Origin of the sequence: Rhodanobacter sp. Root179, from assembly GCF_001428465.1 — a bacterium.
Lineage (GTDB): Bacteria > Pseudomonadota > Gammaproteobacteria > Xanthomonadales > Rhodanobacteraceae > Rhodanobacter.
In genome coordinates this window covers 18,394-39,504 of record NZ_LMHR01000062.1, presented here as the reverse complement: position 1 = coordinate 39,504, position 21,111 = coordinate 18,394, and the positions used below count along the sequence as shown (strand labels likewise).

Below are 21,111 nucleotides of genomic sequence, written 5' to 3'. Positions count from 1 at the left end.
ACGCTAAACTGCGTCGATGGCTCCTCCACCTCGCAAACGCCAGCGGCGCAAGAACGCACCCTCGCCTGCCGTGCGGCCACGACCCGGCGCGGCGAAGGCCGCGCCCAGGCCGTTGCAGCCCGCGGACAGTTCGACCCGCGCCACGCGGGTGCTGAACTGGCTGCTGCAGAAGCTGCCGGCGCAGTATCGCGAGAAGGCGCTGGATTACCTGGTGCTGACCCGCATGGATCGGCCGATCGGCGCCCTGCTGCTGCTGTGGCCGACCTGGTGGGCGCTGTGGCTGGCCGCGGGCGACTTCCCGCCGTGGAAGCCGCTGGTCATCTTCACCCTGGGCGTGTTCGCGATGCGCGCAGCCGGCTGCGCGATCAACGATTATGCCGACCGCAAGCTCGACCCCCAGGTGGAACGCACCGCCGGACGGCCGATCGCCTCGGGGCGGGTCACCCCGCGCGAGGCGCTGAGCGTGTTCGCCGCGCTATTGGCTTTCGCCTTCGTGCTGGTGCTGTTCACCAACCGGCTGACCATCGAGCTGTCGTTCGCCGGCGCCGCGCTGGCGGCGATCTACCCGTTCACCAAGCGCTGGACCTACCTGCCCCAGGTGGTGTTGGGCGCCGCGTTCGGCTGGTCGATCCCGATGGCGTTCGCCGCGGTCGCCGGCAGCGTGCCGCCGATCGGCTGGCTGCTGTTCATCGGCAACATCCTGTGGTCGGTGATCTACGACACCGAATACGCGATGGTCGACCGCGAGGACGATCTCAAGGTCGGCGCGAAGTCCACCGCGATCCTGTTCGGCGACGCCGACCTGCCGATCCTCGGCATGCTGATGGGCACCTTCCTGCTGGCCATGTTCTTCATCGGCCAACGCGCCGCGCTGGGCTGGCCGTACTGGCTGGGCCTGCTGGTCGCGGCCGGCCTGTTCGGCTATCAGCACTGGCTGATCCGCGACCGCATCCGCGACGCCTGCCTCGCCGCCTTCCGCCACAACAACTGGCTGGGCCTGGCGGTGTGGATCGGCATCGTGCTGGCGCTGGCTGTGCGTTGAGCCGGGAATGGATCGGATTGCTGCAACAGGGTCGTCACGCTCGGCCTGCTGTTGCTCCGGCAACCTGTCCGTGTCGTTCGAGGGCTACGCCTTGATCATCGCCACTCCCGTCTGCCGGATTCCGCCACGATGACAGCCACCGTCCCCGGCCGCCCGGTCATTCCACGCGTCCTGTGGCTGGCGATGGTCGCCATTTTCGTCTTCCTGGTGTTTCGCAACAGCGGGTTGGGCCCGTCGGTGCTGGGGGACGAATGGACCTACAGCCTGTACAGCCGCCTGCTGCCCATATCGCAGGCGCAGGTGCCTTCATTCCTCTATTTGCTGATCTACCGCAGCAGCAATATGTGCGGCCCCGATTTCATGAGCTGCGTACGCGTGCTCAACGCGGGCTTCTTCGTGGCGGCGGCGCCCTTTGTCTTCATGCTGGCGCGTCGCTACATGCAGTTCGGCCTGGCGCTGCTGCTGACCCTGGCCAGCCTGCTCGGGCCGGTATCGACCTACACCGCGTTCTTCATGCCGGAGGCGATGTACTTCTTCCTGTTCTGGGTATTTGCTTGGCTGGTACTGGTGATGGCGCCCCAGGCGTCGGCGCGCAACGGTCTGCTGGTCGGGTCGCTTCTTGGCCTGATGTGCCTGGTCAAGCTGCATGCACTGTTCCTGCTGGGCGGCTACGGCGGCTACTTGCTGGCCACTGGCGTGCTTGGCCGTGGTCCATCGCGGTTTCACGCCGTGTTGCGGGCTGGCCTTGCGGCGCTGATGGCGTTCCTGGCGGTGCGCTTCTGCCTCGGTGGCCTGCTGGCCGGGCGCAATGGCCTCGACCTGCTCGGCGGGTTCTACAAGGCACAGGCCAATGCCAGCTTCAGCCACCCCGACCTGGGCGTGCTGCTGCATTACGGCGCGCGATCGTTGTTCGGCCACGAGCTGGCACTGGTCACGCTGTATTCGGTGCCATTGGCGTGCCTGTTCCAGTTGCGCCGCCTTCCCGTCGACGGCGCTGCTCCCGCGGCTGATCGGCAACGGCTGATGTTGTTCAGCCTGGCCATTCTTTCCACGCTGGTGGTCGTGACGGTGTACTTCACCGCGAACGTGCCGGACGGGAATCCGCTGGAGGCCATGCGCCGGCTGCACATGCGCTATTACGACTTCGCGCTGCCGCTGCTCTACCTGGTGGCTGGCGCATGGGTCGATGACGACGCCGCACCGACCCGCAGCCGCATGCTCGGGCATGTCGCCGCCACGCTGGTGGTGGGCGGCTTTTCCATCCTGGCCGCGTGGTACCGCTTCCGTGGCTTCGCTCCCAATCGCATCGACGCACCCGAACTTTACGGGGTGGTGGTCGACTCCCATTTCTTCCACGTGATCACCGCCTTTGGGCTCGGCATCCTGGCGATGTGGTTCATCAGCCGGCGGCTGGGCACGGTCCTGTACGCGTGGATCTTCGTGCCGGTGTTTGCCGTGGGTGCCTCGCACCTGGTCGCCCGCGAGGCGGCGCAGCGGAGAATTCCCGACACCTACGACACGGCGGCGCGCACCACACGAGCCCTGCTTGCGTCGCAACGTTCGGGCGTGGCGATTGCCGGTGACGACGTCTTCAGGCTGGTCCAGGCCCAGTTCCAGCTCGATGCCGCGGACAGTGCGGTCGTGCCACTGTCCCCCGGCCAGCCCATCGATGCGGGCCGCCTGCCCGCCGGCAGCAAGTGGGCGCTGGTGATCGGTTCACATCCGATGCAGGCCGCATCCCTGTCGGTGCAGCACTTCGGTGGTTTCGCGCTGTACCGGCTGCCGATGCCGTTCCACATCAACTTCGACAGTTCCAGCCCGGACCTGGGTCCGGTGCAGGGTTTGTCCGGCGTCGAGGATTTCGGCCGCTGGTCGGATGCCGACGAGGTAGTGCTGCACTTCACCCGGCCATTGCCGGCTTCGGCCACCTTGCGCCTGGTCGCCTCCGCTTACGGCCCCAACGCCGGCAAGCCGTTCACGATGACGCTTGGTGACGAGGCGCAGACCTTCGTGCTCGGCGAGCAGGCACAGCCCGTGCGCCTGCGCTTCCGCAATCCGCCCGGCCTCGATCAGCTGCGCATCGCGGTGCCTGCGGCCATCTCGCCGCTGACGCTTGGACAGAGCAGCGACAACCGCCGATTGGGTATCGCCCTGGTCAGCCTGGACGTCGACGCGCCGGCCGGCGAGTAACGGCAGCGCCGCGCCGGCTCAGGAGCCGTCGGCGCGGCCGGCCAGCATCGGATGGACTGGCTGGGTCGGCTGGTTCGACACGTCGTAGTTGAGCCAGGACAACAACAGCTGGGTCCCGATGATCAGCGGCAGCGCGGCGGCCATCACCACGCCCGAAGCGGCCGGCATGCCGCTGTGCATGGCGTGCGCCCAATGCGCCAGTCCATAGCAGAGGCCGAACAGGATCAAGGGCAGCGACAGCAACAGCTCGATCGTCGCCAGCGAGAAGCTCCGCACGAAATAGGTATAGACGACACGCCGGAGAAAGTTGCGCAGGTTGCCACGGAAGAAGTGACCGATGACGCGCATCGGCCGGAGGCTGGAGGGCTCGTCGGCATAAACCGCCGGCATCGGCATCTCGCCAACCACCGCGCGCAGCTGGTTGAGGTTGTACAACATGTCGGATTCGAAGAAGTAGCGCCGGGCCAGCTTGTCCAGGTTCATCTCGGCCAGCACGTCGCGCTGGATCGCGGTGAAGCCGTTGGTCGGATCGAACAGCTGCCAGTAGCCGCTGGACAACTTGGTCAGAAAGGACAGACCCGCGTTGCCGATCAGCCGCACGGCCGGCATCCCCGATACGTCGCCGATCCGGTAGAAACGGTTGCCCTTCACGTAGTCCGCCCGGCCCTGCCGGATCGATCGCACCAGGTTCGGGATCAGGGCTGGTGCCATCTGGCCATCGCCGTCGAGCTTGACCACGATCTGTGCCTCGGTGGCCAGCGCGGCCCTGTAGCCGCTCACGGTGGCGCCACCGACGCCCTGGTTTTCCCCGTGTTCAAGCACCTGTACCCGCGGGTCGCCGCATTCGGCCCTGACCCGTTTGCCGCTGTGTTCCGGGCAGGCATCGTCGACCACGAAGATCCAGCCCACCTCCGGACCGATGTCCCTGATCACGTCAAGCACGCGCGATCCCACGCGGTAGCAGGGAATGACCACCGCGATGACGGGAGTCGTGCCGGACGGCTGATTCATGCATAGATCCAGAATTTCGAAACGAGGAAGGAAACCGCTGCCAGACACACTTCCACCATCGGCTTCACCAGCCACACGTATTCCAGCGCCACGTGTTCATGCAGCAGCACCAGCAGCAGGGTGCTGATGGCGGTGAGGGCCAGCCAGGTGAGGATGAAGCGGAGCAGCGGACCGTCATGCAGGCGCCGCCCGGACAGCGAGGGGAAGGTGGTCTTGCCGTTGAGAAGGAAGCCGACCAGCGCACCGGCCACCCGGCCGCACACGTTCGCCGCCGCCACATCGACACCGGCGCGGGTCAGCCCGATCAGGACGCCCGAATCGATGGCAACCTGGATCATGCCCACGATGCCGAACAGGAACAACTGGCGAAGCCATGCCTTCACGGGGCGACCCGGGAGTGCGATGTCTGGTTCAAGTGGAGTGTCCCGGCTGTCTGTGCGAATGGTGGGACAAATACCAGAACCCGGGGCAGGATGCGATTCCTGGCCGCAATCCGCCCCGGGGATGTTCCGCCACCGCCCACGGACATGCGAGACTCGTCTTCAACTGCAACGATCGCCTGGCCCGGGCGACTGGCAGATGCCACGGACGAATGACGTGCCCTCGTTGACCAGACGACTCGGACTGATGCTGCGCGCGCGACGGTTTCGGCCACCCTCCGCGACGGTGGCGGGCGACTCCATCCCGCCAGCCCCCGACATCCCCACCGACATGGCGCAGGTCTGCCGCCATGTCGCGGCGCGAGGCTTGTTCGTCATCGGTGCCGCGCGCAGCGGCACCACGATCCTGCAGAACGCCTTGAACGGCGCCGATGACATTTTCCTGTTCGGCGAACCGCGCTTCCACCTCGATGCCGGCGACGCGGATTTCGCCGCGCGCTACAACGGCATGCATCGCGCCTGGGGCAACCAGGAGAACAAGAGCACCTACTGCCCGCACCTGCTAGAGGCGGATGGGCCGTGGTGGGCATACCTCGCCAGACTGGCGGACACGTACCGTTACGTCGGCTCGAAGATCGTCATCAACCCCGCGCACGCCGTGGCGGAGTGCGGGCAACTGTTCGATTTCCATTGCCGACATTTCTACACGTCGCGCTACATCTTCACTTTCCGCAACCCGCTCGACGTACTGATGTCCACGCGTGGCCTGGCCCAGCTCACCGGTGGCCGCGTCGCCAGCCACAGCGAGGTGCTGCGCGGGTTCTTCTCGGTCGTGCAGCTGTATGTCCGTGCCTTGCGCAACCTGCCGCACGTGCACGCCGTCTTCCACGAGGCGATTGATGCCCGCGTGTTCGACGCGCTTGGCAAGGCGTTGGAGCTGCGACTGGACCACGCCATGGATTACTACGACCGCGGCAAGGTCCGTCACTACTCGCTCGACGACATTCCACCGGATCACCGGGCTTCCGCCGCCGAGGCGATGGCGCTCTACGACGACTTCCGGCGCGAGGCGATGACCGGTTTCGGGTTGCTCCAGATCGAGCAGAACGACGGCCATCTCGACGCCGGCCACTTCACGCCGCTGGGGCGCCTGTCACGGCGCGTCAACCGCTTCCTCGACGAACTCGCCGAACGCGACACCTAGGGGTGTTCAACATCCGGCTTGCTCCGACCCGTCATCCCCGTGGTGACGGCGCCCTCGCCAGCGCCCACACGTCGACCTGCCGCACGCCGGCGCGGCGCAGCACGCGGGTGCATTCGGCCAGGGTGGCGCCGGTGGTCATCACGTCGTCGAGGATCGCCACGTGCCCGGGCAGGGTGACGCCTTCGCGCAGCGCGAAGGCGCCGTGCACGTTGCGGCGACGGGCGACGGCGTCGAGTTCGGTCTGCGCGGTGGTGGAGCGACGGCGCAGCAGGGTGTCGTGCGACAGCGGCACGCCAAGCTTGCTGGCCAGCGGGCGGGCCAGCTCCAGCGCCTGGTTGTAGCCGCGCCGACGCAGGCGGCTGCGATGCAGGGGCACCGTCAACAGCAGCTCGGGCAAGCGGGGCGGTTGCGGTTCGCGCTGCCACAGCATCGACAGCACGCGGCCGGCGGCGAGATCGGAAGAAAACTTGTAGCGCGATTCCAGCCGATCCAGCGGCCAGCCGTAGCGGAAGGGTGCCCACGCGCTGTCCCATGGTGGCTGGCTGCGCTGGCATTCGCCGCACAGCGCCGCCGGCGTGGCCAGCGGCAGTGCGCAGCGCGCGCAGCAACTGCCGTTGCGGGGCAATTCGGCGGCGCAGGCGTTGCACAGATCGATGTCGTGCTCGCCGCGGGCGTTGCACAGCAGGCAACGCAGGGGCAGCACGAAACGCTGCAGGGTTCGCCACGGCGTGGCCAGGAAGTTCATCCGGGGGCTCAGCGCGCGGGCTTGTACAGCGCTGCGTCGAGGATCGACCACAGATGGATCAGCCAGCCCAGCAGCACGATCCACAACACCGCCGCCAGCACGAACATGATGATCGCCTTGAGCAGGCGCCCCTGCACCAGCTGGCCCAGGCCGGGAATGAAAAAACTGCAGATCGCCGCGAGCACGTTGCCCGTACTGCCTTGCCCTTCACTCATCCGACCGCCCCCAGTTGGTATCGCGAAGGCGCGATGGTAGCGGGAGCGGAGCGCCCAAGTCTCGTCAACTTCACTTGATATCGTTCGGTTGACACGCCTCGGGGCGGCTCCCACACTCTCGCGCTTGTTCCTCAGCGAGTGGTATTCCATGGCCGAAACCGTTCTCCGTCACGACTGGAGCCGCGCCGAGGTGTCCGCGCTGTTCGCGCTGCCGTTCAACGAACTGCTGCATCGCGCCCACACGGTGCACCGCGAGCACCACGACCCGAACGCAGTGCAGGTGTCGACCCTGCTGTCGATCAAGACCGGCGGCTGCCCGGAGGACTGCGCGTACTGCCCGCAGGCGGCGCGCTACGACACCGGCGTGTCCGCGCAGAAGCTGATGGACATCGACGACGTGCTGGAACGCGCCCGCGCCGCCAGGGCCGCCGGTGCCAGCCGGTTCTGCATGGGCGCCGCCTGGCGCGGCCCGAAAGACCGCGACATCCCCAAGGTCGCCGCGATCGTGCGTGCGGTGAAGGACCTGGGCCTGGAAACCTGCGCCACCCTGGGCCTGCTCGGCGACGGCCACGCGCAGCAGCTCAAGGACGCCGGCCTCGACTACTACAACCACAACATCGACACCGCGCCGGAGTTCTACGGCGAGATCATCCACACCCGCGAATACCAGGATCGCCTGGTCACCCTGGAGCAGGTGCGCGACGCGGGCCTGAAGACCTGCTGCGGCGGCATCGTCGGCATGGGCGAGACGCGCGAACAGCGCGCCGGCCTGCTGCAGGCGCTGGCGAACCTGCCCGAGCATCCGCAATCGGTGCCGATCAACCAGCTGGTGCCGGTGCCCGGCACGCCGCTGGGCGATGCCGAGCCGCTCGATCCGTTCGAGTTCGTGCGGGCGATCGCGGTGGCGCGCATCCTGATGCCGCTGTCGATCGTGCGTCTGTCCGCCGGCCGCCAGCAGATGGACGACGCGGTGCAGGCGCTGTGCTTCTTCGCCGGCGCCGGCTCGATCTTCTACGGCGAGAAGTTGCTGACCACCGGCAACCCGGACGTGGAAGCCGATCGCGCGCTGTTCCGCCGGCTCGACCTGCATCCGATGGAGGTGGTCGAGAGTGCGGGCACCGTGCATGCGGACATCGGCGAAGGCGAAAGCTGCGGGCAGGGTTGCGGCTGCAGTGCGGCGGCTTGAGAGCACCTCACCCCAACCCTCCCCTGCGAGCAGGGGAGGGAGCACAGCGTGTAGCACCGGCTTGGCCCCTCCCCCTGCATCGCAGGGGGAGGTTGGGAGGGGGTGCTCTTCAACCTGCGCCGAACAATGACCACGCCCCGCCCTGACCTCCTGCACCGACTGGCCGTCCAGACGGCCGAACGCGAAAGCGCCAACCTGCGCCGCCGCTTGCGCACCATCGACCGCGCCGACGGCCCGTGGCTGGAGATCGGCGGCCGGCGCCTGCTGTCGTTCTGCAGCAACGACTACCTCGGCCTGGCGCAACACCCGCAACTGGTCGCCGCGCTGAACCGCGCCGCCCGCGAGGAAGGCGTCGGCAGCACCTCGGCGCATCTGATCTGCGGGCATCGCCGCGAACACGCCGAGCTGGAAGAGGCGCTGGCGGCCTGGAGCGGCCGCGAACGCGCACTGCTGTTCTCCACCGGCTACATGGCCAACCTCGGCGTGCTGCAAGCGCTGCTCGCACGCAGCGACGTCTGCGTGCAGGACAAGCTCAACCACGCCTGCCTGCTCGATGGCGCGAAACTCAGCGGCGCCGAGCTGAAGCGCTATCCGCATGCCGACGTGGACGCCGCGGCGCGGCAACTCGCCGCCCACCCGACCACCGCCGCCCTGCTCGCCACCGACGGCGTGTTCAGCATGGATGGCGACGTCGCGCCGCTGCGCGAGCTGGCCCAGCTGTGCGCGCGCGAGCAGGCCACCTTGCTGGTCGACGATGCGCACGGCTTCGGCGTGCTTGGCGACGACGGCGCGGGCAGCCTCGGCGCCGCGAACCTCGGCCAGCATGAGGTGCCGCTGCTGATGGCCACGCTGGGCAAGGCGCTCGGTTGCAGCGGCGCCTTCGTGGCCGGCTCGGCCGCGCTGATCGAGGGACTGGTCCAGTTCGCGCGACCGTACATCTACACCACCGCGATGCCGCCGGCGCTGGCCGCCGCTGCGCTGGAAGCGGTGCAACTGGCGCAGAAGGAAGCGTGGCGACGCGAGAAACTCTTGTTGTTGATCGCGCGCTTCCGGCGTGGCGCCGCCGAACTCGGCCTGCCACTGGCGGCCTCGACCAGCGCGATCCAGCCGCTGCTGCTGGGCAGCGCCGACGCCGCGCTGGCCGCGGCGCAAACGCTGGAACGCCAAGGCCTGCTGGTCACCGCGATCCGTCCACCGACCGTACCCGCGGGCCAGGCGCGGCTGCGCATCACGCTGTCCGCGGCGCACGAGGAGGCCCACGTCGACCGGCTGCTGGCCGCGCTGGAAACACTGCGTCTGCCTGCCGCACCCCGGGCAGCCGGCGGCGACCCCGTATAATCGCCGCCTGCTCCGCCGATTCCCCCGCATGTCGATCGTCAACATCTCCGCCTACAAGTTCATCAGCCTGGACGACCTGCCCGCGCTGCGCGAGCGGCTGTTCGCGTGCTGCGAGGCGCTGGCGCTGAAGGGCACGATCCTGCTGGCGCCCGAAGGCATCAACCTGTTCCTCGCCGGCAGCCGCGCGCAGATCGACGGCTTCATGGCCAGCCTGCACGACGACTCCCGCTTCGCCGACATCACCCCGAAAGAGTCGCTGTCCGCCGAGGTGCCGTTCGGCCGCCTGCGCGTGCGCATCAAGCGCGAGATCATCACCATGCGCCTGCCCACGATCCGCCCCGAAGGCGGTCGCGCGCCGGCGGTGGACGCGCCCACGCTGCAACGCTGGCTCGACCAGGGCCACGACGACGACGGTCGCGAACTGGTGCTGCTCGACACCCGCAACGACTACGAGACCGACCTCGGCAAATTCCCGCAAGCCATCGACTACCGCATCGCCAGCTTCACTGAATTCCCCGCCGCCATCGCCGCCGACCGCGCGCGCTACGAAGGCAAGACCATCGTCTCGTACTGCACCGGCGGCATCCGTTGCGAGAAGGCCGCACTGCACATGCAGGATCTCGGCCTGCAGCACGTCTACCAGCTCGAAGGCGGCATCCTGAAATACCTGGAACAGACCGACGGCACGCACTGGCACGGCGACTGCTTCGTGTTTGACGGCCGCGTGGCCATAGATAAAGCGCTCCTGCCTTCGCCTCCTCTCCCTGCGATTGACGAGAGGGAACACGCTGAGGAGAAGGCCGATTCGAAGCGCGTACCACTCCCTCTCCCCCGCGGGGAGAGGGTTGGGGTGAGGGGCCACGCCGAGGAAGAAGCTGATTCAGAGCCGGCTTCGACGGACTTCCCAGCGAGCACCCGCCCCTCATCCCAACCTTCTCACCCGCAAGGGGACTCCCCAAGGGTCGCCCGGGGAGGAGAAGGGGCGAACGCAACAAGCGCGATGCTTCATGAGGACGTGGCATGAGCCTGTACATCGACCATCGCGGTCACGGCCCCGTGCAACTGGTGCTGCTGCACGGCTGGGCGATGCACGGCGGCGTGCTGGAACCGCTGGTCGAGGCGCTGGAAGAACAGTGCACGATGCATGTGGTCGACCTGCCCGGCCACGGCCGTTCGCGCGACTGCGGCCTGCCGCTGGAACCGCGCGCCTGCGCCGAGGCAATCGCGAAACTCACGCCGCCGGCGATCTGGCTCGGCTGGTCGCTGGGCGGCCTCATCGCGCTGACCGCGGCGCTGGAGCTGCCGCGGCAAGTGCGCGGCCTGGCCATGCTATGCGCCACGCCGAAGTTCGTGCGCGACGCAGGCTGGCCGCACGGCAGCGACGACAAGCTGGTGCACCAGCTGGCCAGCGACCTGGAAACCGACTACCACGCCACGCTCGAGCGCTTCCTGGCGCTGGAGGCGATGGGCAGCACCGACCCGCGCGCCGAACTGCGCCACCTGCGCGAACTGGTGTTCGCCCGTGGCGAACCCGACCTGCGCGTGCTGCAGGAAGGCATCCGCATCCTGGAAACCAGCGACCGCCGCGCCGCCCTGCCCGACCTCGGCGTGCGCAGCGCGTGGATCAGCGGCCGCCGCGACCGGCTGGTGCCGCCGCAGGCGATGGCGTGGTCGGCCAGCCAGTGCGGCGGCAGCTACACCGAGATCCAGCAGGCCGGCCACGCGCCGTTCTTCGGCCACGCCGACGCGGTGGTGCAGGCACTGCAGCCGCTGCTGGCTCCTTCTTCCTCCGAGCAGGTTCGATGAGCGATTTCCACCTCGATCAACACCGCGTGCGCCGCAACTTCGGCCACGCCGCCAGCAGCTACGAACAGCACGACGCGCTGCAACGCGAAGTCCAGGCGGCGCTGCTGGAACGTCTGGACTTCTATCTGGAAACACCCGCACGCGTGGTCGACGTCGGCGCCGGCACCGGTCGCGGCACCGCCTTGCTGAAGCAGAAATATCCCAAGGCCGAGGTGATCGCGATCGACCTGGCGCTGCCGATGCTGCACGCCGCGAAGCAGCACAACAGCTGGCTGAAGCCGTTCCGCCGCGTCTGCGCCGAGGCCACCCAACTGCCGTTGGCCGACCACAGCGTCGACGTGCTGTATTCCAACCTGTGCTTCCAGTGGGTCGACGATCTGCCTGCGCTGTTCGGCGAATGCATGCGCGTGCTGAAGCCCGGCGGCTTCATGGCGTTCTCCAGCTTCGGCCCGGACACCCTGATGGAACTGCGCGCGGCCTGGGCCGAGGCGGACCAACAGCCGCACGTGGCGCGCTTCCTCGACATGCACGACGTCGGCGACGCGATGCTCGCCGCTGGCCTGCGCGATCCCGTGCTGGACGTGTTCCGCTACACCCTCACCTACAGCGAACCGCGCAAGCTGCTGGAAGAACTGCAAGGCCTGGGCGCCACCAACGCCGACCGCGCGCGCTCGCGCGGCCTCACCGGCAAGGCGCGCTACCAGCGCATGCTGGCCGCCTACGAAACGATGCGCGTGGACGGCCGCATCCCGGCCACCTGGGAAGTGGTCAGTGCGCACGCCTGGGGCCCGCCGACTGGCCAGCCCCGTCGCGTGCCCGGCGGCGAGGTGGCCACGTTCTCGCTCGACAGCTTGCGTGGCTCGCGGCGCAAATGACGCATGCCGCGTGCGGGTTCCGCGCTGTCGCGCGGAACCCGGTCGATCAGAAGCTGTACTTCAGCGACGCACCCACGCCGTAATCCGGGCTGCCGTTGGCGAAGCCGGCGAGCGCGTAGGTCTGCAGCCGCAAACTTTCGTTGAACTTGTGGTTCCAGTAAGCCGTGACCTCGCTCTGCGGGGCGCCGGTATCGGCAATCCGCTCGCGGTAGTAGTAGTACGCACCGACGTCGTCGCTGGGACTCAGCTTGTAGGCAGCGCCGATGTTTGCATTGAAGCCGTTCTTCAGCTGGATGTACTGCGAACTGCCGTACTTCATCCAGCCCACGCCGCCGAACGCGGTCCAGTTGCCGCTCACCTTGTAGGTATCCAGCGAGAGGCCGTAGTCGTTTTTGCCCGTGCCCAGGCCCTTGTTTTCGTCGGCGGTGCCAAACTTCACCTTGCCGGTGAGATCCAGCCCGAATGTGCGGTCGGCACTGCCGAACAGCTCGTAGCCGGCCGATGCGGTGATGTCGCCCAGGCCCGAGGCCGAGCCACTGGCCGCGCTGCCCGGCGCGGGAATCACGCCACCATTGCCACGGCCGCGCCCATTCGGGTTGCCGTTGTTCACCTTGCCCACGCCGGGGATCACGTTGCCGGCGCCGCTGATGTTGATGTACGGCACGGTGAGCTTGAACGTCCAGCGGTCGGTCTGGTATGCCGCCGTCACCGGTAGCGACCAGATGTCCGTGGTGGTGTCGGTACCGTATTTGCCGCTGCTGTAGTCGGCACCCGCGGCAAGACTGAACTGACCGCCGCTGGCCGTGGCGGCGTGCGCCGCCGGCGCACCGATCAACAGCAGTCCGCCGACGATCATCCAATGGTGTGGGTTGTGCATGTAACGAGGTTTCCTTGGCTGCAGAAAGAATGGCCGCAGGCCCGGCATCACGCCGGGCCCGCATGCTTTGCGACACGTGGGGGAAGCGGACTCAGCCGCCCGGGCGACCGGCGTGATCGGGACGCTCAGGGCGCTCAGGGCGCTCGGGCCGGCTCGGACGATCAGGACGATCGACCTTGGCCACTCGCTCTGGCCTGGTCGGGCGATCGGCGCCATGGGCCTTGGCCAGTTCGACTTTTTCCACATGGGCGTGCGCGTGTCCGTCCGCAGCGGCACTGCCGACCGCGTTCGGCGAGCGCATCACCTCGCCCAGCTTGAAACCCTCGGCCTGGGCGATCTGACCCCAGCCCGCGCCATCGGCACGCTGGGCCAGCACGCCCTTCATGTCGATGCTGGTGCCATCGGCCAGCATCAGGGTGCCGCCATTCAGCGCCGCCTCGACTTCGGTGGCGGTCGGATCGGTGATGCCGTCTTTGGCGAGCGTCGCTTCGGCCAGCGACAGCGCGATCTTCACGTTGCCGTAGCCCATCTGGCCGGTGGCCGGCGTGAACGTGGTGCTCGTCGTGGTCGTGGTGCCGTCGGCGTTCGTGATCACGTCATCCAGCGTGATCTCGCTGCCGTCGCGCAGCCCGCTGACCAGCGCCTGCGCATTGGCATCCGAACCGGCGAACCCGGTGAACGCCGTGCTCAGCCGGGTCGATTCGTGACTGGCGCTGCCGGTGGACACGGACGTATCCGGTGGCGTGGCGGTCTGCGCCATCACTGGCGCGACGGACAGCGCGCCGAGTACCGCTACGCAGATCAGCGTGGACTTGAAATGACGGGATTTCATGGGATCGCTCCGAAGGATGCAACGATGGCGGAATGCCTTGCGAGACGATGCGGCGGGGCCTCCATGCCACCGGTATCCACCCCTGCACGTGCGGGCCCGCTTGCCGGCAGCGTCTCTGCGCGCATCTTGCGCGTTGTGCATCCGGGCCCACAAGCGACCATGCGGCGTTCGTTCAGCATGCATTTCACACGCCGGACGGTGATCGTCTTCGCCTCATCCAATTGTGTGAGCGGATCGACACTTTCGGCCGTATCGCGGTCCGCGCATGGGGCGGCACGAAACTTCCTGCGCCACGAAATTGCTGGTGCATCCACCGTCTTGAAAACGGCGAGCGGCGGCTTCGGCGAACCCTCCGACCGATCGGCATCGGCCGCGAACAAAGGATTCACAGCGCAGGGAAATCATGGATGGACGTCCAGACGTCTGAATCGATGAACATCGGGTCGACCGGAGTTCCCCTGGCCTTCATCGCGCCGGTGTATAGGAGGCGGGAAACATCACGGTGCGGCAGATGTAGTCGTCGCTGGACATGGGACGGTCGAGCTGGGTGGTGACCCCGACCATGTGCTGCACCTGTTTCGAGACGTGCGGCTTCGGCTTGGCCACAAGTTTGTCGTACACCCGGTCGCTGGCCACGTCGGTGATCTTGTCCATCACCATGCCGACACCGACCTTGGTGGCGATTTCCGCGGCGGGGGCTGCGACCAGCTTGGCCGCGATCGGCATGGCCAGCTTTTCCAGCCGATCGCCCAGGGGAATGGCCGACATGCCGAGACCGACGACGGTGGAGGTCAACGACTTGCCCAGGCTGTCGCCCTTGGCCACGCCCACGGCGAAGGTGGTGAACGCATTCCACGGCGTGGTGATCATCAGCAGCGCCGGCTTGCTCATCGCCGCGCCGCCGGGGGCGAGTTTGGACATGATCGGAATGGCGCTGACCATGAAGGTTCCCGTGGCCTGCAACAGGCCGGCGCCGATGCTGCCCCCGTCGCTCCAGGAAACGCCCTTGGACAGCACCGAGTCTTCGTAAGTGGCCAGTCCCTTCAGTCCCGAGCCCATCGCGGTGACACCAAGGCCACCGGCAGCCGATAGCCAGCCACCGGCGCCAGCCGCCGTCGCGGCGCCAGCGGCACCGGCCGAGCCCGCACCAGCCACCGCCGCCGCAGCAGTGCCAGCCGTGGCCACCGAAGCGGTGACCAGCAGGACCGCCGCCGCACCATCGCGCACATACCTGGCCACGGTGGCGGCGCCGCCGAAGAAATTGACGTGACTCTCCATGCTGCTGGCGTTGTCCCGCGCCACCCGGTGTTTCTTCGCGGCCAGCCTGCGGGTGTACAGATCCAGCTCGTCCTTCATCTGGATCAGCTGGTTGAAGACACTCGTCCCGTCATCCAGCGACGCCCGGGCAAGCCCATCGTAGGCTTGCTCGGCACACCGGGTCTTCTCCGCATCGAAGTTGGCGTAGTCGATTTCGACGTTGCTGATATGCGGGCCGATCGAGTACCAGGGCGTCTTCTCGGGCACCACGCGAGCCCGCTCGTCCAGCAGCTGCGCGTACGCATATTGCTGGCACAGCAGCCACAGCCCCTCCTGCTGCAGGAACCACTCCTGCCGGCGGGCGTCGGCGAATTTCATCCAGGTCATAGCAAGGTCCTCCTGACGGGCGTCGCCGCCGTGGCCGATGAACCGATGGTTCGGCCAACCCGATGCGATGTCACGTTACGAACCGTCACGAAGCGTTATGCCGCCTTACGGACTGCCGTCCGACGCCGAAGCGGCTTGCCGTAACCGGCCGCGGGCTGCGCCGACGCGATTCAGAGAGCCGCGGCAGCCGACGGCAGGGGCGTCGACCGCCGGGCATCGATGCGCTCGCGCCAGCGCAGGAACGGTCGCTCCACCACGTAATGCAGCGCGGCGCCCACGGCCAGCACGCCGATGGCATACACCGTGAACGCCGCCATTCCGTGCATCTGCCAGGGCTGCACGAGCCATGTCGCCACCGCATGCAGCGCCAGCTTGTGGCTGAGGTAGAGGCTGTAGGAGATTCGCGCCAGCCAGCCCGCGCCCGGCAGCTTCCAGTGCGCCGGCAAGCTGGTGGCCAGCAGCACCCAGATCGCCAGGCTCAATGACAGCAGCGGGTAACCGAGCACGCTGGGCCAGAAGTCCAGTCGTTCACCGAACAGCCACCACGCCAGCGCGAACAGTGCCGCACCGGCCAGCATCAGGCGGCCGCGATGCGCCTGCCAGCGTGCCCACGCCTGCGGCCGGCCGATCCGCAGCGCCGCCAGCGCCACACCCGCCAGCAAGCCATCCAGCCGCGCCCAGGTCGGGTAGTAGATGCCTTCGACGAAACGCAGGCCGAACGCCGGCCCGTCCACCTCGCGCAGCGGCGCCATGTCGTGCAGCCACACGTAGCCGCGCACGATCATGCCGAACGCGACCACGCCCAGACCGAGCGCCAGCGCGCGGCCCATCGAGGGTCGCCGGGTCATCCAGAAGGCCAGCCACGGGAACAGCAGGTAGAAATGTTCCTCCACGCACAGCGACCACGCGTGCGAGAACGCCCGGTTGTGCTCGTAGTCGATCAGCAGGTTGAGGGTGAAGCTGAGGAACTGCCACGCCGGCTGCAGGCCGGGCGCTTCGCGCAGCAGCGGAAAGGCGAGATAGACCGCCAGCACCGCCAGGAACGCAGGCAGGATGCGGAACGCCCGGCGGCGGTAGAAATCGCGCCACGCCAGCGGCTCGCCCCGCGCCAGCGGCGCCAGCAACTGGTAGCCGATCAGGTAGCCGCTGAGCACGAAGAACAAGTCCACGCCCATCCAGCCGTAGTTCGACAGCCAGGAAAGATCCTCGCCGACGCCGCCCACGATGTAGGAGTGGAACAGCATCACCCAGACGATCGCCCAGCTGCGCAGCAGGTCCAGTCCGGGGAGTCGCTGCATGAGGTTTCCTGGTATCGGGGTGAAAGGTGGAAGGTTGCGAGTCTGACAAGACGGCCCGCGTCGATAAGGGCAAAACCGGGGCAACCGGCGGGCAATCGTGTGGCGGGTGCTAGGCGGGTTCGCCCGTCAGCAAGGCCGCCCGCAGCGCATCGACATAAGTGCGGCTGGCACGCAGCACGGTGCCGTCGCGAAGGCGCAGCAGGTGATCGCGGTTGGACAGCGCCTGCATCTCGGCCACCCGATCCAGCCGCACGATGGTCGAGCGGTGGATGCGCGCGAACTGCGCGGGGTCGAGCCGGCTGCCCAGCCGTTGCAGCGGCTCGCGCAACAGATGCATGTGCGCGCCCACGTGCAGGCCGGCGTAGTCGCCCTGCGCCTCGATCCAGTCGATCTCGTCGGCCAGCACCAGTTGCACGCGGTGACCGAGGCGCACCTGGAAGCGCGTGGCATGACACGGCGTTTGCGCGCCAGCGGAGAACGGGGGCAGGTTCACTTCCGAGCAGAGGAGAAGGGAACCCAATCCCAATCCTGATACTGTGAAAACCCAACGTTTCGTTGGTGTCAGGCCGGCACATCGCCCGCCCGGCGGCCATTCAAACGGTTGTAAGTGAACCTGCCCCCGTTTTGCAGGAGCTTATGTGGGCTTGCCCCCTTGTCGGAGATCCGCCATTTTGGCAACCATAAGGGAGACTGAAAACAGGGGCTTTACCATGCGTTCTCTAATGCTTGCCACATACCTTGTGGTTGCTACGTCCGCCGCGTTCGCGGCCACGCCGGAAGTGGAGATTCACCGCATGCCCAGCAATGCGGATTACCAGACGATCAATCGTTGTACGCATGCCGCCCACATCGCTTTGTTGGCGTTGGAGCAACACCCCGAAAGTCGGGATGCCCGTCAGAACGCGGCGCTCCAGATGCAAAAATGGCTGATTGAAGACGGGAAACTGGGAGACGACGCGCCCCAGATACCCGAAATCGTCATGACTCTGGTCAGCGTCGAAACCCTCCTCGAGAAGGGACAGGGTCCCAGCACCAATCAAATGCGCGAATGGTTCGCTGGTCAAGCGGCGGTCACTTGTGCAGTGTCTGAGATGCCCTGAAATGGCTAATCACGAGACCGGGGGCAGGTTCACTTCCGAGCTGCGAAGAAGGGAACCCAATCCCGGTACCGTGAAGAACCAACGTTCCGTTGGTGTCGGCTATCCAGCGACCATTCAAACGGTTGTAAGTGAACCTGACCCCGTTTGTGACCCCGTTTTGGGATCTCTGCAAGCTCTATGGGCCCCGTCCTTCGACAAGGTGTTGGCCGAGGTAGACCGTCGCGTAAAAAAGGAAGCCGTAATGCCTCCAGCCCGAATCATTCGAAAGGATCGGAGGCAGCAATAGGCTGAAGGGTATTCATCAGGGGGATGACATGTCACTGAAGGATGTACAAGCTGCCGTAGAGAACTTCCTAAAATCAGACCACCAACAAGCCATCGCTATCAGTGGTCAGTGGGGAAGCGGCAAGACCTATTTTTGGAACCAGGTCATCAAGGATGCTTCGTCCAAAGGACTGGTTAGGAAGTACTCGTATGTCTCTCTGTTTGGAACAAGCAATCTCGCAGAACTGAAGTCAGCCATCTTTGATAACGCCGTATCAGCCAAAGATGTAGATGCTGGAGCCAGCCCTCTGACGTGGGCAGAGAATGCCAAAGAAGTGATGCAGTCTTCCTCCATTGAGGAGGTAAAGGCCCCAAGTCGTCGCCTGCTGAACTCCGGCAGGAAAAACATTTCACAAGTGACGTCACTCCTTGGGGTTTGGGGCAGTGTGGCAAGATCATTGTCTTACTTTGCAATAAAAGATTACGTGATATGTCTTGATGATATTGAGAGAAAAGGCGCAGGGCTGCCCCTTAAAGACATTTTAGGCCTTGTATCCATGCTCAAGGAGCAAAGGGGCTGTCGGATTGCCGTTATTTTAAACATGGATGAACTAGATAACGATAAGCCCATCCTGGATGCATTGAAAGAAAAAGTTTTTGATGGGGAGCTTGTCTTCTCCCCATCAACAGAAGAGTGCGCCAAGCTAGTCTTTACCAATGAATGGGAATATTCCAAGAATGTCGCTGAGAAGGTCATTCGCCTTGGCATTAAGAACATTCGTATCATGCAGCGAATTCGTTGGGTGATTGAAACACTGCTCCCGTATGTGAAGGACAAAGACATTGCGCTAGCCAGGCAAATTGTCCATTCATCTGTCTTGCTGACTTGGTGTTACTACAGTCGGGGAGTAGGTGTTCCATCGTATGATTTCATAAAAAGCGACGGGTTCGCGGTGTGGGGTATTGCAGCGGCAGAAAAGAAGAAAGAAAAAAGCGAGGAAGACAAGGCCATGGAAAAGGTCATGTACGAGTATGGGTACATCGGGTCGGATGAGTTTGACTTACATATATGTCAGCTTCTTGAGCAAGGCTATATCATAGAGAAAGACTTCATTGATGTAGTCGAGTCATTTCAAGAAAAGGCATTAAAAAACAACCTTGACGGCAGCTTTACTCAGGCTTGGGAATTGTTCCACGATACCTTTTCTAATAATGAGAGAGAATTGGTTGAGGCGTTGCAAAAGCGTTTTATGGATGGTGCAAAGTGGATCAGCCTTGGCAACGCCATGGGCACGGTCAAGCTGATGAGAGAACTCAAGCATGATGATGTGGGGGATGAGTTGATGCGCTATTGGATCGAAATGGCCAAAAGAGAAAACAAAGGTCTACTCGATTTGAGCCATGCACATCTATTCGCCGATAGCGTTGATGAGAAGTTTAGAGAGGCGGTTCAGCACGCCTATGCTGAAGATAAATCGTTACCATCCTTAGGTGACACCATCGTAGATGTTTCTAAAAGAAATGGGTGGGGTCTGGATCAGATTGAGGCTATGTCACAGGCATCACCGGATGATTACTATGCGTTCTTCAAATCAATAAACGGAGACCGGGATTTAGGCGCCTACGTTAAAACGTGCCTACAGTTTAGTGGTTACAAAGATGATGAACGATATCAAAAAATCCACGCCGCAGCTTCTGAGGCACTGAAGCGTATTGCAGCCGAGAGTCACCTCAATGCGGTTCGTGTCTCGCGCTTCTTGCCTGAGAATGGAAACTAAGCGGACATCTTTTTGGTGGCCTACCCCGTCTCTCTTCGCAGGTGTAGAAGTAACCGTCAGATCATCCGTCGTTGCATATTTGATTTCATCGGCAAAATAATCCGCAAATTGTTCGTGATTGTAAGGCATGGCCGGTTCAAACTTGGCCGTCTCAAGCTCCACGTGCAACACCTATCCCGATCTGACATAGGCTGTTGCCATGAGAACCTATAGCGAATCTTGGGATCAGGTCTCAATCAAAGGCAAACCGGAAACCATCATGATCTTCCGCATGCATCTCTCCTGAAGTGGGGTCGAGACCGCATTGAAGCCGGCGGCATGCCGCCGCGGCGAGCGTCGTGCGACGGGCCGTGCGCTGCCGTCGACGAGACGAAGGCGGACGCTCAGTTGAGCGGCGGTTCGGCCACCGGTCGGCGCACGCTGAGTGCCGTGCCGGCCGCGGCGACGATGATCGCCACGATCGCCAGCCACTGCAGCAAGCTCAGGTGTTCGCCGAGGAAGCCCACGCCGGCGAGTGCCGCGATGGCCGGTTCAAGGCTCAGCAAGGTACCGAAGCTGCGCGTGGGCAGGCGGGTCAGCGCCAGCATCTCCAGCGAGTACGGCAGGGCCGAGCTGAGCACGGCCACGCCCAGCGCCAGCGGCAGCAGCGCCGGCGCGAACAGCGCGCTGCCGGCGTGCGCCACGCCGAACGGGATGGCCAGCAGCGCCGCGATGCAGGTGCCCAGGGTCACCGTGTCCGCGCCGTGCGCCGCACCCGCCTTCTGACCCAGCACGATGTACAGCGCCCAGCCCACGCCGGCGGCCAGCGCGTACATCACGCCCACCGGATCGAGCGCCTGCGCCTGCCCGCGCAACGGCAACAGCAGGGCCAGTCCCGCCAGCACCAGGGCGATCCACGCAAAATCCAGCCAGCGGCGCGAGCCGAACAGCGCCAGCGCCAATGGCCCGGTGAACTCGAGCGCCACCGCGATGCCCAGCGGGATCGTGCGCAGCGACATGTAGAACACCAGGTTCATCGCGCCGATCGACAAGCCGTAACCCCACAGCGCACGCGTATCGCGCACTCGTCGTGGCGAGCGCCAGGGCCGCCGCACCAGCAGCAGGATCAGCGCACCCAGGCCCAGCCGGCACGCCGTGGCGCCCTGCGCACCGATCAGCGGAAACAGCTGCTTGGCCAGCGCGGCGCCGCACTGGTACGACACCATGCTGACCAGCAGCATGGCGACCGCGAACAACACCGGGGCGTAATCGGAACGTGGGGACACGGGTGGGGCCGACGGGGACAACGGTGGCCATGATGCCTGCGATCGCGCGCGAAGCCCATGG

Annotated in this window: 20 protein-coding genes; 10 read left to right on the top strand and 10 right to left on the bottom strand. The window is 65.4% G+C overall.

Translation table 11 applies throughout. The features are described from left to right. Positions 1–112: 112 nt before the first annotated feature. Entirely contained in the window at positions 113–1,042 is a 930-nt protein-coding gene (gene ubiA / locus ASD82_RS05550) for a 4-hydroxybenzoate octaprenyltransferase (RefSeq protein WP_056716652.1), read from the top strand. Between the two features lie 129 nt (positions 1,043–1,171). Next, entirely contained in the window at positions 1,172–3,232 is a 2,061-nt protein-coding gene (locus ASD82_RS05545) for a hypothetical protein (RefSeq protein ID WP_056716649.1), read from the top strand. An 18-nt stretch (positions 3,233–3,250) separates the two neighbouring features. Here ASD82_RS05545 and ASD82_RS05540 read toward each other — a convergent pair whose 3' ends face one another. Together ASD82_RS05540 and ASD82_RS05535 are read right to left on the bottom strand one after the other, a co-directional pair. Next, entirely contained in the window at positions 3,251–4,243 is a 993-nt protein-coding gene (locus tag ASD82_RS05540; protein ID WP_056716647.1) for a glycosyltransferase family 2 protein, read from the bottom strand. Continuing rightward, the gene (locus ASD82_RS05535) at positions 4,240–4,626 is read right to left on the bottom strand and encodes a GtrA family protein (RefSeq protein WP_056716644.1); all 387 of its coding nucleotides are present in this window, start codon (positions 4,624–4,626) and stop codon (positions 4,240–4,242) included. The genes ASD82_RS05540 and ASD82_RS05535 overlap by 4 nt, the downstream gene beginning before the upstream one ends. 196 nt (positions 4,627–4,822) lie before the next feature. Between ASD82_RS05535 and ASD82_RS05530 the strand changes: the two genes are divergently transcribed. Beyond that, positions 4,823–5,827, top strand: coding sequence for a sulfotransferase (locus tag ASD82_RS05530; RefSeq protein WP_162253813.1), 1,005 nt, complete (start codon positions 4,823–4,825; stop codon positions 5,825–5,827). Between the two features lie 31 nt (positions 5,828–5,858). On the opposite strand, the gene ASD82_RS05525 is transcribed toward ASD82_RS05530, so the two are convergent. Both ASD82_RS05525 and ASD82_RS05520 read right to left on the bottom strand, forming a co-directional pair. Then, positions 5,859–6,572, bottom strand: coding sequence for a ComF family protein (locus ASD82_RS05525; protein WP_056716635.1), 714 nt, complete (start codon positions 6,570–6,572; stop codon positions 5,859–5,861). An 8-nt stretch (positions 6,573–6,580) separates the two neighbouring features. Next, positions 6,581–6,787: a hypothetical protein gene (locus tag ASD82_RS05520; protein WP_007808713.1), complete on the bottom strand. Its 207-nt coding sequence runs from the start codon at positions 6,785–6,787 to the stop codon at positions 6,581–6,583. 148 nt (positions 6,788–6,935) lie between these two features. Here ASD82_RS05520 and bioB point away from each other — a divergent pair, with 148 nt between their 5' ends. The 5 genes from bioB (at position 6,936) to bioC (ending at position 11,992) form a co-directional block, all read left to right on the top strand. Next, positions 6,936–7,973, top strand: coding sequence for a biotin synthase BioB (bioB, locus tag ASD82_RS05515; RefSeq protein WP_056716687.1), 1,038 nt, complete (start codon positions 6,936–6,938; stop codon positions 7,971–7,973). 126 nt (positions 7,974–8,099) lie between these two features. Further along, positions 8,100–9,311 carry an 8-amino-7-oxononanoate synthase gene (bioF, locus tag ASD82_RS05510; RefSeq protein ID WP_056716633.1) on the top strand — a complete coding sequence of 404 codons (1,212 nt, stop codon included), beginning with the start codon at positions 8,100–8,102 and terminating at the stop codon, positions 9,309–9,311. Positions 9,312–9,339: 28 nt separating this feature from the next. Beyond that, positions 9,340–10,335 (top strand): sulfurtransferase, encoded by a 996-nt coding sequence (locus tag ASD82_RS05505; RefSeq protein ID WP_056716630.1) that lies wholly within the window; start codon positions 9,340–9,342, stop codon positions 10,333–10,335. Beyond that, positions 10,332–11,117, top strand: coding sequence for a pimeloyl-ACP methyl ester esterase BioH (bioH, locus tag ASD82_RS05500; protein ID WP_056716627.1), 786 nt, complete (start codon positions 10,332–10,334; stop codon positions 11,115–11,117). The genes ASD82_RS05505 and bioH overlap by 4 nt, the downstream gene beginning before the upstream one ends. After that, positions 11,114–11,992 carry a malonyl-ACP O-methyltransferase BioC gene (gene bioC / locus ASD82_RS05495; RefSeq protein ID WP_056716623.1) on the top strand — a complete coding sequence of 293 codons (879 nt, stop codon included), beginning with the start codon at positions 11,114–11,116 and terminating at the stop codon, positions 11,990–11,992. Before bioH ends, bioC begins: the two co-directional genes overlap by 4 nt. A 46-nt stretch (positions 11,993–12,038) precedes the next feature. Here bioC and ASD82_RS05490 read toward each other — a convergent pair whose 3' ends face one another. From ASD82_RS05490 to ASD82_RS05470, 5 genes are all read right to left on the bottom strand, one after another. Next, positions 12,039–12,869: a hypothetical protein gene (locus tag ASD82_RS05490; protein WP_056716620.1), complete on the bottom strand. Its 831-nt coding sequence runs from the start codon at positions 12,867–12,869 to the stop codon at positions 12,039–12,041. 91 nt (positions 12,870–12,960) lie between these two features. Further along, on the bottom strand, positions 12,961–13,701 hold the full coding sequence (locus ASD82_RS05485) for a hypothetical protein (RefSeq protein WP_056716617.1): 741 nt from the start codon (positions 13,699–13,701) through the stop codon (positions 12,961–12,963). Positions 13,702–14,166: 465 nt separating this feature from the next. Next, positions 14,167–15,345: a hypothetical protein gene (locus tag ASD82_RS05480; RefSeq protein WP_056716614.1), complete on the bottom strand. Its 1,179-nt coding sequence runs from the start codon at positions 15,343–15,345 to the stop codon at positions 14,167–14,169. 170 nt (positions 15,346–15,515) lie between these two features. After that, on the bottom strand, positions 15,516–16,643 hold the full coding sequence (locus tag ASD82_RS05475; protein WP_056716609.1) for an acyltransferase: 1,128 nt from the start codon (positions 16,641–16,643) through the stop codon (positions 15,516–15,518). Positions 16,644–16,752: 109 nt separating this feature from the next. Continuing rightward, on the bottom strand, positions 16,753–17,163 hold the full coding sequence (locus tag ASD82_RS05470) for a LytTR family DNA-binding domain-containing protein (protein ID WP_235580641.1): 411 nt from the start codon (positions 17,161–17,163) through the stop codon (positions 16,753–16,755). Positions 17,164–17,353: 190 nt separating this feature from the next. On the opposite strand from ASD82_RS05470, the gene ASD82_RS05465 reads away from it, so the two are divergent. Together ASD82_RS05465 and ASD82_RS05460 are read left to right on the top strand one after the other, a co-directional pair. Further along, complete coding sequence (locus tag ASD82_RS05465) at positions 17,354–17,743, top strand: hypothetical protein (RefSeq protein ID WP_157599195.1); 390 nt, start codon at positions 17,354–17,356, stop codon at positions 17,741–17,743. Positions 17,744–18,057: 314 nt separating this feature from the next. Then, positions 18,058–19,785 (top strand): P-loop NTPase fold protein, encoded by a 1,728-nt coding sequence (locus ASD82_RS05460; protein ID WP_157599194.1) that lies wholly within the window; start codon positions 18,058–18,060, stop codon positions 19,783–19,785. 383 nt (positions 19,786–20,168) lie between these two features. Here the strand turns inward: ASD82_RS05460 and rhtA are convergent, their stop codons facing one another. Continuing rightward, positions 20,169–21,050 carry a threonine/homoserine exporter RhtA gene (gene rhtA, locus ASD82_RS05455; RefSeq protein WP_200950230.1) on the bottom strand — a complete coding sequence of 294 codons (882 nt, stop codon included), beginning with the start codon at positions 21,048–21,050 and terminating at the stop codon, positions 20,169–20,171. Positions 21,051–21,111: the final 61 nt, after the last annotated feature.